General features: G+C 68.2%; 12 protein-coding genes. 7 read left to right on the forward strand and 5 right to left on the reverse strand.

The annotated features are described in order from the left end of the window. Window positions 1-146: 146 nt before the first annotated feature. The 4 genes from ACFWO8_RS26375 to ACFWO8_RS26390 are packed head-to-tail and all read right to left on the reverse strand — an operon-like array spanning window position 147 to window position 4,793. Window positions 147-1,451, reverse strand: a complete 1,305-nt coding sequence (locus tag ACFWO8_RS26375) for an AAA domain-containing protein (RefSeq protein WP_378964334.1) — start codon at window positions 1,449-1,451, stop codon at window positions 147-149. After that, window positions 1,448-2,929 carry a hypothetical protein gene (locus tag ACFWO8_RS26380; RefSeq protein WP_378964337.1) on the reverse strand — a complete coding sequence of 494 codons (1,482 nt, stop codon included), beginning with the start codon at window positions 2,927-2,929 and terminating at the stop codon, window positions 1,448-1,450. The genes ACFWO8_RS26375 and ACFWO8_RS26380 overlap by 4 nt, the downstream gene beginning before the upstream one ends. After that, the gene (locus ACFWO8_RS26385; protein ID WP_378964340.1) at window positions 2,926-4,011 is read right to left on the reverse strand and encodes a hypothetical protein; all 1,086 of its coding nucleotides are present in this window, start codon (window positions 4,009-4,011) and stop codon (window positions 2,926-2,928) included. The genes ACFWO8_RS26380 and ACFWO8_RS26385 overlap by 4 nt, the downstream gene beginning before the upstream one ends. After that, window positions 4,008-4,793 (reverse strand): hypothetical protein, encoded by a 786-nt coding sequence (locus tag ACFWO8_RS26390; protein ID WP_378964344.1) that lies wholly within the window; start codon window positions 4,791-4,793, stop codon window positions 4,008-4,010. Before ACFWO8_RS26390 ends, ACFWO8_RS26385 begins: the two co-directional genes overlap by 4 nt. Before the next feature lie 294 nt (window positions 4,794-5,087). On the opposite strand from ACFWO8_RS26390, the gene ACFWO8_RS26395 reads away from it, so the two are divergent. Together ACFWO8_RS26395 and ACFWO8_RS26400 are read left to right on the forward strand one after the other, a co-directional pair. Beyond that, window positions 5,088-6,236, forward strand: a complete 1,149-nt coding sequence (locus ACFWO8_RS26395) for an RNA-guided endonuclease InsQ/TnpB family protein (protein ID WP_378964349.1) — start codon at window positions 5,088-5,090, stop codon at window positions 6,234-6,236. A gap of 124 nt (window positions 6,237-6,360) precedes the next feature. Then, window positions 6,361-7,833 carry a leucyl aminopeptidase gene (locus tag ACFWO8_RS26400; protein WP_378964353.1) on the forward strand — a complete coding sequence of 491 codons (1,473 nt, stop codon included), beginning with the start codon at window positions 6,361-6,363 and terminating at the stop codon, window positions 7,831-7,833. Here ACFWO8_RS26400 and ACFWO8_RS26405 read toward each other — a convergent pair whose 3' ends face one another. Beyond that, a complete protein-coding gene (locus ACFWO8_RS26405) occupies window positions 7,834-8,184 on the reverse strand; it encodes an oxidoreductase (RefSeq protein WP_378964357.1) in 351 nt (116 codons plus the stop codon). A gap of 233 nt (window positions 8,185-8,417) precedes the next feature. Here ACFWO8_RS26405 and sucB point away from each other — a divergent pair, with 233 nt between their 5' ends. From sucB to lipA, 5 genes are all read left to right on the forward strand, one after another. Further along, window positions 8,418-10,151, forward strand: coding sequence for a 2-oxoglutarate dehydrogenase, E2 component, dihydrolipoamide succinyltransferase (sucB, locus tag ACFWO8_RS26410; RefSeq protein WP_378964364.1), 1,734 nt, complete (start codon window positions 8,418-8,420; stop codon window positions 10,149-10,151). 12 nt (window positions 10,152-10,163) lie between these two features. Further along, on the forward strand, window positions 10,164-11,057 hold the full coding sequence (locus ACFWO8_RS26415; RefSeq protein ID WP_378964371.1) for a TIGR01777 family oxidoreductase: 894 nt from the start codon (window positions 10,164-10,166) through the stop codon (window positions 11,055-11,057). 4 nt (window positions 11,058-11,061) lie between these two features. After that, entirely contained in the window at window positions 11,062-11,565 is a 504-nt protein-coding gene (locus ACFWO8_RS26420; RefSeq protein ID WP_378964380.1) for a GNAT family N-acetyltransferase, read from the forward strand. A gap of 125 nt (window positions 11,566-11,690) precedes the next feature. Next, window positions 11,691-12,440 (forward strand): lipoyl(octanoyl) transferase LipB, encoded by a 750-nt coding sequence (gene lipB / locus ACFWO8_RS26425; RefSeq protein WP_378964388.1) that lies wholly within the window; start codon window positions 11,691-11,693, stop codon window positions 12,438-12,440. Then, the gene (gene lipA, locus ACFWO8_RS26430) at window positions 12,437-13,459 is read left to right on the forward strand and encodes a lipoyl synthase (protein WP_378964395.1); all 1,023 of its coding nucleotides are present in this window, start codon (window positions 12,437-12,439) and stop codon (window positions 13,457-13,459) included. Before lipB ends, lipA begins: the two co-directional genes overlap by 4 nt. Window positions 13,460-13,463: the final 4 nt, after the last annotated feature.

Genomic DNA, 13,463 nt, shown 5'->3' on the forward strand with positions numbered 1-13,463 from the left:
GATGCCGGTAATGGGCCACCCACCACGCGTGTCTCGCCGTGAGACTAACCGACTACCCGACCCTGCGTGTGATGTCGCCGAATGTCGAAACATACGCTGTATCAGGCAAACTCGCAGCGTCGCGAAATCGCGGCCGACCAGCGTCGTTATTGCGCCGCCGCGCGGACGCGATGGCTCGACAGGTGGCTCAGCACAGCCTGATTCGCCTCCCAGCCGTCGGGGAACTTCACCGGGACGCCGAGATGGACCGGGTCGGCGGAGGGGTGCGCGTCGAGGAGTTCCGGGATTCCCGCGCGGCCGACGAGGATGCAGGCGTGGCGGTGCCGGGAGGCCAGCACGCAGAGCCGGCCTGCCTCCAAGTGGAAGGCGCTCGCGTCGCGGCGCCCCGACAGTGGGTGCAGCACAAGGGTTACGTCGTATTCGCGGCCCTGCAGACGGTTGGCGGTGTCGACGGTGACGGGTTCGGCGCAGGTACCACGCAGGGCGGTGCGGATGGCGTCGGCTTGGTCGCGGTGCGCGGTACCGATCGCGACCCGGTCGATGGTCACCGGATGGCTGCCGGATTCGGAGTGCGCGGTGGCACCGCGTTCGATCAGCCGGGCCGCGATCGCGGCGATCGCGGCCACGGCTTCACGGTCGGTGCGCAGGGTGTGCCGGGCGGGCAATTCGTACCAGCCCCAACCGGATTCGGCCGCCTCCTCCAGTACCGCGTCGACCGGACCGCCCATGCCGCGGGTCGTGAAGTCCATGCGCCGGTCACCGAAACCGGTGCCCGACTGGAATTCGGTGAAGGGATAGAACGCCTTCGACACCACCGGCGCCGCGGTGGCGGGCAGTCGCCACGACACCGGCAGCCGGTGGGTGGGGATGTTGTCGTTGTTGGCCAGCATCACGCTGACGGCGCTCATCGTCGGATCCCAGGTGAGACCGGCCCAACGCGCGGTCTCGACGGTCGCGAACGGGTCGAGCTGCCCCGGATCGCCCACGAACAGCCCACGATCGAACCGATTCGCGATGCGCAACAACATGTCCGAGCGCATCTGGTACGCCTCGTCGATGATCGCGTGCGACCAGCTACCGTCGGTGATGGTGGCCCACTTCGCCGCGGTGCCGATGACGATGGTTCGATCCTCGAGGTCGCCCGGCTGCTTGGCGACCCGGACGTTGCCGTGCCGGTCGACGCGGTCGCTCACGACGTAGGCGGCGCTGGACAATCGCCCGATCCGCAGCGCGGGGTCGGCGATCGCCAGGCGGTCGATGAGGTCATCGACCTGCTCGTTGGTCTGGGCGACGATCATCCGCTGATCGCCGTCCTCGGCGAGCTGGCGGGCCGCGCGCACGACCAGCGTGGATTTGCCCGCTCCGGGCGGGGAGTCGACCACGATCGCGCGATGGCTCTCGTCGCGCAGGTCGGTGAGAATTCCCGCGACGGCCTCGTCCGGTGTGGTCACTGGATTTCTTCCCCCTCGTCGTCGGTCGGCGGCGTCCATTCCGGCGGCGGACCACCGTGCGTCCACGGCGTCTCCTCGCGCGCGGGCAGATTCAGCATCCCGTTGAACGGCGTCGGTTTGAAGCGGGCGAAACCGAGGTCGTCGCCTTCCTCCGGGACACTGCCCGGTTCGGCGATGAGTTTGCGTCCCATCCCACCGGACAGTTCGAGAACCATGCTGTCACCGTCGATTTCGACGACCAGCCCGGTCTGTTTCGGCCGTTCGACGCATGTCAGCTCTTCACCGACCACCGCGATGAACGGGTCGGTGGTGCGAAGGTGGATGTGCGGGCGCAGTTTCGGACGCGACCCCGAACGGTCGAGGCGCTCCGGCTCGCTGTGCACGACGGTACCTCGGAAAGCGGCGCCACTCACGCGATGTTCGAGCATGCGCAGCGGATCATCGAAAGCACACTGCGCCTGCAACGCTTCCGAAGCCCGTTCACGCTCCAGCAGCCTGCGCACCGCGGGGACGGCGGAGTCGCGGCGGGCCTGCGGAATCCCCTCCGCGACATCGGCGGCGAAGCGGGAGAACGCACCGCGATCATCGGTCCACCGGTTCTCGACGCTGGAGCCTTCCGACAGTGCGCTCAGCAGCTCGATCGACCGCCACATCAGCTGCCAGGTGGGTTCGAGCTGGCCACGCAGGGAGCGCTCGAGCCGTTCGGCCGCAACGGATCTGGCCGAATCGTCGGGTGCGGCGTTGTAGGCGGCGATCAACGGCGCGAGTTCTTCGTTGTCGAATCCGGGGTCGGTGGCCGGACCCGCGGGCGGCGACAGCAGCGGATCCTCGGCCAGGGCGGCGGCCTGCGCGCCGGTGCACCCGGGTGGCGGATCGATCCAACCGAGCAGGGCCGCGAGATTGCCGTCTTCGAGGGTGGACTGACCCGAGGCCCAGTGCGCCGACAACGCCGACGTCATCGCGGGTAGCACCGCCGAACCGGGATGTTCGGCCCGGTCACCGAACCAGGTGAGCCACCGCCCGAGCAGCGGAATCGACTCCGGCACCGGGTTGTCCCCGTCGACGCGGTGAAACCGCACCGAACGTCCCAGCAGCTTCAGGAAATTCACGCCGCCGGGATTGGGCGTCCACATCTGCGGTGCGTCGAGGCACCGGGTGTAGGTCTCGCCCGCCTTGCTGGTGAGCTCCTCGGTGTCGACGAGGAACGTCGAAAGATAGGGCAGCACAACATCAGCCAGTTGCTCGATGAAGCGCAATCGCAGTACCCGGTCGCGCGGCTGCGGCACCGTCAACACGTTCTGATCCCCGGGCGAGGTGCCGATCATGATCGCCACCGGCGCCGCCGCCTCCCCCGCCAGCCGCAACGGGACCGCGACCAACGGCCGCTCGGCGAGCCGGATGTGGCGCACCGCCGCGGTGGCCTGCGCACGGCCAGCCCGCACGGCCTCGGCTTTGGCCAGGGCCGCCAGCACGCTCATCCGGCGATCTCCCACCGCAGCCGATGCGCGGTTCGCAGCATCGCGGTGATGTCGGCGTGCTCGGGGCCGGGTTCCAGTGTCCCGTCGGCCAGGCCGAGGACCGTGTGGATGTTCTCGATGCCACCCACCACATCGCATACCCCGCGGCCGAGCGCGTCCACCGAACCGCAGGTGCGGGCCTCGTCGCGGCAGGCGAACGCGAGCTCGCAACTGGACATGCACTCGGGCGCGTAGCGAGCCGGAATGGCGGCGATCGTCTTCTCGAGGTTCTCCCCCGGCGCGAAGGTGGCCTCGGGCGGCAACAGGTCGAGCAAATCGGGAATCGCGGTGAGCCGGGTCAATTGACGCGAGACCACGGCGAGCTGCTTGCGCAGATCCACGAGTTCGGCGGTCGGCCGATTCGAGAAATCCTTCGCGCAGACCAGAATCACATTGTGCGACACGATCTCCGGTGACTCGCCGATCTCGGCCATCAACTCGCGCAAAGCGATCACATACACCGCCGACTGTCGCGCGGCCGCCGCCACCTGTGCCGGATCGGCCTGCCCGTCGATGACCGGGAAGGCCTTGACCTCCACCACATGGAACTTGCCGTCCAATTGCACGGCCACCACGTCGGGTTCGAGATAGGCGGTGGCACCGGCGATATCGAGCCGCAGCATGGGGTGATCGAACAGGGTGCCGTCGCCCGCCGCGATCGTGCTCTTCAACAATTGCCTGGTGCGTTGATAGCGCACCGCGTTGCCGGTGTTCTCCCCCACCGAATTCAGGTCGTGGTAGGCGACTTCGGGAATCGTGAGCCCTAGTTTGTCGCGCAACAAGGCGAGCAATTCCGCGCAACCGTTCGCCTTGACCATTGCCTCGAAAGCGTTACCGCGGGTAATGGCGAACTGAGACTGACCGAATTGTGGTGGGAATCCGAGCGATTGGGCGATCACGGTTTTGTCCACCGCGGCCGCGTCGAGCAGGGCGCGGCGGGCACATCCTGGATTGGCCGTCAGCGCGGCGATGGTGCGGGCATTGTGCCTGGTCGCGGGGGCTTCACCGCGCAACTGGTCCAACTGTGCTGCGAGAGTGCTCATTCCACCTCGATTCGTCGCCGATCGGCTACGCCGAGCCGAACACCGAATAGTTGTGCGGCCGGATCCGCCAGCTGATCCGCCGCCCGTCGCGCGGCCGCGCGGCGCTGCCGCGCGTCCTCGTCCTCGTGCACCGCCAGCTCACGCCGCGCGGCCTCGATCACCTTCGCCGGGTCGAGTGCATCCGGGGCGGTGGAGATGCCAGGAATCGACACGGCGAGCCGCCACAGTACGCGCAATCCCGCCGTTTCCCCCGCAGGCTGTGCCGAAAGATGTTCGGCCAACCGAATAGCCGAAACCAGCAGCCCCACCCGCGGACTCAGCGGACCGACCATCCGCCTTTCCAGTGGCCACGAACTCACCGCCATCAACCCGCGGGCGGGCGCGAGCAGATCCGTGGTGAGCGCGGCGCACAGGTAGTACGGGCGCGCGTACGGCGCCGACCGGAAGGAACGTTCCTCGTCACGCCGCAGACTCGTCAGCCGGGCGGGCAGCAGCTCGCCGGAAAAGAACGCGTCATGTGTGGCGAGCACCAATTTCGGCGAGGACGGCACCGAAAGCAAGGTCAACGCGCGATGCACATGTTCACGTACCGGCACCCCGGGCGCCTCGGCGGCCTCATCCGGAATCGACCCGAGAACCGCCGCATCCCAAGCCAATTCGGCCCGGCGCAATTCCGCGCGCAATTGCCGAGCCCCCGCCCGATCCCCACCGGCAGCGGCCCGTCGCACCTCGGCCCGCAAACCGGAGATGCGCACCTCCAGCTCCTCGGCCGAGTCCGTCACGAGTCGGAGCGTATCCACAGCTACCAGTATTGTCCAGTAATTCCCAGTATCCGCCACCGAACCCCTCGACCTTGTTCGTGGGCCTGAGACCAGGCCGGTTGCTGCTCGAGGACCGACGCGCACGAGGCCATAGACACCGTGCCGGAGGTTGATCAGGGCCATCCGTCACCAAGAACACGCGAGGCGGTGTCCCTATCGTTGCTCGCAGGGGCCCGACATCGAAATCGTTACGCCGACAACAGCGATAGCAGCGCGGACACGATTTGATTTATAGCTTGATGCTACTGTTCGAGTGTGCAGCTGCGCTACCAGTACCGCGTATATCCGACCTTGGCCCAGCAAGACGCGCTGGCCCAGGCATTCGGCTGTGCCCGTGTCGTTTTCAACGATTCTCTGCGGCTGCGGGAAGACACGCACGCGGCAGGGGCCCGCATCTCCGATACTGATGTCCAGAAGCAGGTAGTCACCACAGCAAAGAAGACCCCTCAACGCGCGTGGCTGGCCGAAGTGGCCTCCGTGGTATTGGTGCAGGCATGTCAAGACGCACGTCGGGCGTACCGCAACTGGTTCGATTCGCTGTCCGGCAAACGCAAAGGCCGCAAGCTGGGGGCGCCCCGATTTCGGTCCCGCAAAGACCGCCGCCAATCGATTCGACTCACTCGCAACGGGTTCCGGGTACGAAGCAACCGTCGCCTATACGTGGCGAAAGTCGGGGAATTGGAGGTGCGGTGGTCTCGCAACCTGCCCTCGGAGGCATCGAGTGTCACGATTATCCGCGACTCGTCAGGCAGGTTCTTCGCGAGTTTCGTGGTCGCAGTCGACTCAGCGCCACTACCGGCGACCGACAGCGCCGTGGGTATCGACCTGGGACTGGCTACGTTCGCGGTGTTGTCGAATGGCAAGGCGATCACCTCGCCGAGGTTCCTTCGAAGAGCCGAACGGACGCTCCGCAAGGCGCAACACTGCCTGTCGCGCAAGCAGAAGGGCAGCAGCAACCGGGCCAAGCAACGAGTCCGCGTTGCGAAGGCACACGCCAACGTGGCTGATTCCCGCCGGGATTGGGCGCACAAACAATCCACGATGATCATCCGCGATAACCAAGCGGTGTTCGTCGAGGATCTGTGTATCCGAGGAATGGCGCGGACCAGGTTGGCAAAGTCGGTCCACGATGCCGGTTGGGGCATGTTCACCCGCATGCTGGAGCAGAAGGCAACCCGGTACGGGCGGGTCTTCGGAAAGGTCGACCGGTACTATCCGTCGAGCCAACTCTGCTCGACATGCGGGGTCTGCGACGGCCCGAAACCGCTGTCGAACCGAGTGTGGGAATGCAAGGCATGCGGCGCGGTCCATGACCGCGACCTCAACGCCGCGATCAATATCTACGCCGCAGGACATGCGGAGTGGTTAAACGCCTGCGGAGGGGCTGTCAGCCTTTCCGCCTAGCGGGAAGCGAGCCCCTGTGAAACAGGAACCCACCGGAGCGGCGCACGACGCCGTGGGAGGAAGCCCGGTCGTTCGCGGCCAGGCGGATGTCAAAGCTGTTGCAGATCGTTCACTCGGACCGGAATTGGCGCGCACCGAAACCATCGCCGCGGACACCGACGTGCTGGTGATCGGGTTGACGTCCTCGGAGAACGGACCGGCCATCGTCCCCGCCGACCTGTTCGGCGACGTGCTCACCGCCGAGGTTCGCGCGGAACTGCTGGACGCTCTCGGCTCGGTCGGCGCCAAGGGCAAGCCCGAGGAACTGACCCGGGTGCCCGCGCCGGCGGCGCTGGCCGAGGTCACCAGCGTGCTCGCCGTCGGACTCGGCGCGGCCGACAAGATCGACGCCGAACAGGTGCGCCGTAGCGCCGGTGTCGCCGGGCGAGCGCTCAGCGGTACCGAACTCGTCGCCACCACCCTGTCCGGCATCGATCTCGGTGCCGCGGCCGAAGGTTTCTACCTCGGCGCGTACACCTTCCCTACCTTCAAGTCCAAGAGCGCGCCCAAGCCGGACGAGCGGCCGGTGGTCCGGGTCGAATTGCTGGTTCCCGAACCCGAATTCGGCACCCTCGAGCTGCTGCGCGCACAGCTGGTCGCCGAAGCCATCGCCACCGCCCGCGATTTCGTCAACACCCCGCCGAGCGCGCTCTACCCCGCCGAGTTCGCCGACCGGGCCCGAGTACTCGCCGAAGCGGCGGGCCTCGAGGTCGAGGTGCTCGATGAGAACGCCCTCGCCGCGGCGGGCTACGGCGGCATCATCGGTGTCGGCCAGGGGTCCTCGCGCCCGCCGCGACTGATCCGGATCACCTACGCGGGCGGCCCGAAGAAGATCGCGCTCGTCGGCAAGGGCATCACCTTCGACACCGGCGGCATCTCGATCAAGCCCGCCGCCAACATGGAGAACATGACCTCCGACATGGCGGGCGCCGCGGCGGTCATCGCGACCGTGCTGCTGGCCGGGCGCCTCGGCCTGCCGGTCACCGTCACCGCGACCGTCCCGATGGCCGAGAACATGCCATCGGCTACCGCGCAGCGCCCCGGCGACGTGCTCACCCAGTACGGCGGCACCACCGTCGAGGTCATCAACACCGACGCCGAGGGCCGCCTCATCCTGGCCGACGCCATCGTGCGCGCGGTCGAGGACGAGCCCGACTACCTGATCGACGTCGCCACCCTCACCGGCGCGCAGATGGTCGCGCTCGGCACCCGGACTCCGGGCGTGATGGGCACCGAGGAGTTCCGCGACCGCGTCGCCGCGATCTCGCGTTCGGTCGGCGAGAACGGCTGGGCGATGCCACTTCCCGCGGAGCTGCGCGCCGACATCAACTCCAAGGTCGCCGACCTGGCGAATGTCGCACCGCACCGCTGGGGCGGCATGCTCTCGGCCGCACTGTTCCTCAAGGAATTCGTGCCGGAGGGCTTGCCGTGGGCGCACCTGGATGTCGCGGGTCCGGCCTACAACACCGGTGGCCCGTTCGGCTATATCGGCAAGGGCGGCACCGGCGTCCCGGTGCGCACACTCATCACCGTGATCGAGGAGATCGGCGCGGAGTAGTCAGTCCCCCAGCTCGGCTTCGCGAGCCCGCCGCTGCTCGATGCGGCGGCGGGCATCGAAGTCGCGCATGCGTTGCGGATAGCCGGTGCGGTTGACGTCGTAGACGGGAATCTTCAACGCACCGGCCAACCGGCGCGCGCCCTTCTCGCCGACGATGCGGCGGGTCCATTCACCGTCGGCGGCCACCAGCACCGCTGTGACATCAGTCACAGTAGTTTTGGGTTCGACGAAGGCTTCGACCCCGCGACGCGTCCGCGCCCAGTCCGCCAAGGCGCTCACCTCCGACGCGCTCTCGCGACCGGCTGACCTGCTCGCACCGCGCCCACCACGGAAACGATCCAGCAAACCCATCAGGCTCGACCTCCTACATTCCGGCGGAATTCTGCTCACCGCCGTACATTCCATGGTGCCAGCTTCGCCCGGATCGCCGCCCTGCGCTACACCCGCGACGGACGAGTGCAAGGATGGTTGCCGGAACAAGAACCAACGTTTCCCGGGTGCTCCGCCGAGACCGGCGGGGTGGACGAAAGCCGCGACCCGCGACGAATGTCCGCCGGGTACACACTCGACAGGAGTCAGAGGACATGGCCTTCTCCGTCCAGATGCCAGCCCTTGGTGAGAGCGTCACCGAGGGAACGGTGACCAGGTGGCTGAAGCAGGAAGGGGACACGGTCGAGGTCGACGAACCGCTGCTCGAAGTCTCCACCGACAAGGTCGACACCGAGATCCCTTCGCCGACCGCGGGCGTGCTCTCCAAGATCGTCGCCCAGGAAGACGACATCGTCGAGGTCGGCGGTGAACTCGGTGTGATCAGCGATGCCGGCGAAACCCCCGCCACCGCTCCCGCGCCTGCTGCCGCACCTGCCGCCCCCGAGCCGGCCCCCGAGCCCGCGCCCGCCGCCCAGGCCCCTGCCGCCGAGGCACCTGCCCCGGCTGCCGCGCCTGCCGCGTCCGCTGCTTCGGGCACGCCCGTGAAGATGCCCGAACTGGGCGAGTCGGTCACCGAAGGCACCGTTACCCGCTGGCTCAAGGCCGTGGGTGACACCGTCGCTGTCGACGAGCCGCTACTCGAGGTGTCCACCGACAAGGTCGACACCGAGATCCCTTCGCCGGTCGCGGGCACGCTGCTCGAGATCACGGCGCAGGAAGACGACGTCGTCGATGTGGGTGGTCAGCTGGGCGTGATCGGTAGCGGTCAGCCTGCGGCCGCCGCCCCGGCACCGGCTCCCGCGCCTGCGCCCGAGCCCGCTCCGGCACCTGCGCCCGCCCCGGCTCCCGCGCCTGCCGCCGCGGCTCCGGCACCCGCGCCGAAGCCCGCTCCGGCACCGGCTCCCAAGCCCGCGCCTGCCGCGTCCGCTCCTGCCGCGGCTTCGGCCAACGGCAGCACCCCGTACGTGACTCCGCTGGTCCGCAAGCTGGCCGACGAGAACAACGTCGACCTGTCGAGCCTCACCGGTTCCGGTGTCGGCGGCCGCATCCGCAAGCAGGACGTGCTCGCCGCCGCCGAGGCCAAGAAGGCGCCCGCCGCCGCACCGGCTCCGGCCGCTGCTGCCGCGCCCGCGGCCAAGCAGTCCGCCGCCCCGAAGCTGGCCGCCCTCGTCGGCACCACGCAGAAGGCCAGCCGGATCCGTCAGATCACCGCGACCAAGACGCGCGAATCGCTGCAGGCCACCGCGCAGCTGACCCAGGTCCACGAGGCCGACGTCACCAAGATCGCGCATCTGCGCCAGCTCGCGAAGGCCTCGTTCAAGGCACGGGAGGGCGTCAACCTGACGTACCTGCCGTTCTTCGCGAAGGCCGTCGTCGAGGCGCTCGGTGTGCACCCGAACGTGAACGCGTCCTACAACGAGGACACCAAGGAGATCACCTACCACGCGTCGGTGCACCTGGGTATCGCGGTCGACACCGAGCAGGGTCTGCTCTCGCCGGTCATCCACAACGCCAGCGACCTGTCCCTCGCTGGTCTGGCCCGCGCGATCGCCGACATCGCCAACCGCGCGCGCACCGGTGGACTCAAGCCCGACGAGCTGTCCGGTGGCACCTTCACCATCACCAATATCGGTAGCGAGGGCGCGCTCTTCGACACCCCGATCCTGCTCCCGCCGCAGGCGGGCATGCTCGGCACCGGCGCGATCGTGAAGCGCCCCGTGGTGGTGACCGACGAGGCCGGTGGCGAGTCCATCGGCGTGCGCTCGATGGTGTACCTGCCGCTCACCTACGATCACCGTCTCATCGACGGTGCCGACGCGGGCCGGTTCGTCTCCACCATCAAGCACCGCCTCGAAGATTCGGCGTTCGAGGCCGATCTCGGCCTGTAGTCGAGGAATTCGATGAAGGTGGTCATCGCCGGTTCGTCCGGCCTGATCGGGACGGCGCTCGTCGCGGCACTACGCCGCGACGGGCACCAGGTCTCCCGCCTGGTGCGGCGCACCCCCGCCGCACCGGACGAATTCGCGTGGGATCCCGCGCGCGCCCAGCTCGACGAGCGGGCGCTGCGCGGGGCCGACGCGGCCGTGAACCTGTGCGGCGCCGGCATCGGCGACAGTCGATGGACGGGCAGTTACAAGCAGTTGCTGCGGGACAGCCGCATCACCCCCACCGACGTACTGGCCACCGCGGTCGCCGCCGCCGGAGTACCCACGCTGATCAATGCCAGCGGCGCGCATTACTACGGCGTAGCCACCGGTGACGCCATCATCGACGAGACCTCCCCCGCCGGAACAGATTTCCTGGCCACGCTGTGCCGGGACTGGGAAGCCGCGACCGAACCGGCAGCCGAAGCGGGCGTGCGCACCGTGCTGATCCGCAGCGCCGTGGTGCTGGCCCGCAACGGCGGCATGCTCAGCAAATTGCACCCCCTGTACTGGGCCGGCCTCGGCGGACGCCTCGGTAGCGGCCGCCAGTACTTTCCGTGGATCTCCCTCGACGACGAGGTCGGCGCCATCGTCTTCGCGCTCACCCACCCCGAGATCTCCGGCCCGATCAACGCCACGGGCCCCGCCCCCGTCACCAACGCGGAATTCAACCGCGCCCTCGGCCGCGCGCTACACCGGCCGACCCCGTTCATCGTCCCCGGCTTCGCCCTGCACGCCCTGGTCGGCGAGGTGGCCGACTCGATCCTGCACGGCCCACGCGCCATCCCCTCGGTGCTGGAGGAGGCCGGGTACACCCACCAGCACCCGACCATCGGCGCCGCGCTCGCCGCCGCAGTCGGCCGAGGGTGAACCGATGCTGATCCGCGACGCCGACAAGGCCGACCTCCCTGCCGTGCTGGCCATCCACAACACCAACATCGCCTCCTCGACCGCGATCTGGGACACCGACGAAGTCGACTTGGACGACCGCCTCACCTGGTTCGCCACCCGCACCGCCGCCGCCATGCCGATCCTCGTCGCCGAGATCGACGGCGAGATCGCCGGTTACGCCTCCTACGGCCAGTGGCGTCCCAAATCCGGCTACCGCTTCTCCGTGGAGAACTCCGTCTATGTCGACAGCCGGTTCCAGCGCCGTGGTGTGGCCACCACCTTGCTTACCGAATTGATCACTCGCGCAATAGATTCCGGCCGGGTCCACGCCATGATCGCGGCCATCGAATCCAGCAACAGCGCCTCGATAGTGCTGCACGAACGCTTCGGCTTCACCACCGTCGGCGAACTGCCCGAGGTCGGCTACAAATTCGGCCGCTGGATGGACCTGACCCTCATGCAGCGAAATTTCCCCATCGAACCGTGAACCCGGCCCGATCGCTGGAGCAGCTTCGCGGCGCGCGGATCGGCTGCGCTCTCCTTGAACGAGGTGTCCAGGCGGCCCAGTGGCCGGGCTGACCGGCCGGCACCCCGGGGCGTAACGTCAAAGCTGTGAACGACACGCGCCCCACCGCGTCCGCGCGATTCGATACGACCCCGATCGTGGTCGAGAATCTCGGACTCATCGAATACCACGCCGCCTGGGAGCTGCAACGGCAGATCGCCGATCAGCGCGCCGCAGGCGAAGGCACCGATCGACTGCTCCTGCTCGAGCACCCGTCGGTCTACACCGCGGGCCGCCGCACCGAGGCCGAGGATCTGCCGATCGACGGCAGTCCGGTGGTGCAGGTCGACCGCGGTGGCAAGATCACCTGGCACGGTCCCGGCCAGCTGGTCGGCTACCCGATCATCCGCCTCGCCGAGCCCGTCGACGTCGTCCACTACGTCCGGCGCCTGGAGGAAGCACTGATCCAGGTCGTCACCGGGTTCGGCATCACCTGCGGCCGCATCGAAGGCCGTTCCGGGGTGTGGCTGCCCGCCACCGAGCTGTTCGCCGAACGCAAGATCGCCGCGATCGGGGTGCGGGTGCAGCGCGGCGTCGCCCTGCACGGCATCTCCCTGAACTGCAATTCCGCCCCCGACGGCTTCCAGGCGATCGTGCCCTGCGGCATCAAGGACGCCGGCGTCACCACCCTGACCCGCGAACTCGGCCGCGAAATCACCGTCGCCGAACTCGAGCCGCTCGTCGCCGCCGCGATTGTTGCCGCCCTGGACGGTGAAATTCCCGTTCAGCCCCATGACATTGATCGCACCACCGCACCGGCGAACGCGCAGGCCCCGAGCGTAGAGTCGGTCCGGTGAGTTCCGTAGACGCCTCTGCCCCCGCCGGACGCAAGCTGCTGCGCATCGAAGCGCGCAACGCGGAGACCCCGATCGAGCGCAAACCCAAGTGGATTCGCACCCGCGCCACCATGGGCCCCGAATACACCGAGCTCAAGAGCCTGGTGAAATCCGAAGGCCTGCACACCGTCTGCGAAGAAGCCGGCTGCCCCAACATCTTCGAATGCTGGGAAGACCGCGAGGCCACCTTCCTCATCGGCGGTGAACAGTGCACCCGCCGCTGCGACTTCTGCCAGATCGACACCGGCAAGCCCGCCGCCCTCGACCGCGACGAGCCCCGCCGCGTCGCCGAGAGCGTCCAGTCGATGGGCCTGCGCTACTCCACGATCACCGGTGTCGCCCGCGACGACCTCGACGACGGCGGCGCCTGGCTCTACGCCGAGACCGTGCGCGCCATCAAGGCCAGCAACCCCGCCACCGGCGTCGAACTGCTCATCCCCGACTTCAACGCCGACCCCGACCAGCTGGCCGAGGTCTTCTCGTCGCGCCCCGAGGTCCTCGCGCACAACCTGGAAACGGTCCCGCGCATCTTCAAGCGCATCCGCCCCGCCTTCCGCTACGAACGCTCCCTCGCCGTGATCACCGCCGCCCGCGCAGCGGGCCTGGTCACCAAGTCCAACCTCATCCTCGGCATGGGCGAAACCCCCGAAGAGGTCACCGAGGCGATGCGCGACCTCCACGAAGCGGGCTGCGACATCCTCACCATCACCCAGTACCTGCGGCCTTCTCCGCGCCACCACCCCGTCGACCGCTGGGTGAAGCCGGAAGAATTCGTCGAACACTCCAAGGTCGCCGAAGAACTCGGCTTCGCCGGCGTCATGGCAGGCCCCCTGGTCCGCTCCTCCTACCGAGCAGGCCGCCTCTACGCCCAGGCCATGACCCACCACGGCCGCGAGATCCCCGAAGCCATGTCCCACCTCGCCCAGGAAGGCACCGCCTCCCAGGAAGCCAGCTCGGTCCTGGCCCGCTACGGCAGCTGAAAAG

This window comes from Nocardia sp. NPDC058480, assembly GCF_042720495.1.
In the GTDB taxonomy this organism is placed as follows: Bacteria; Actinomycetota; Actinomycetes; order Mycobacteriales; family Mycobacteriaceae; genus Nocardia.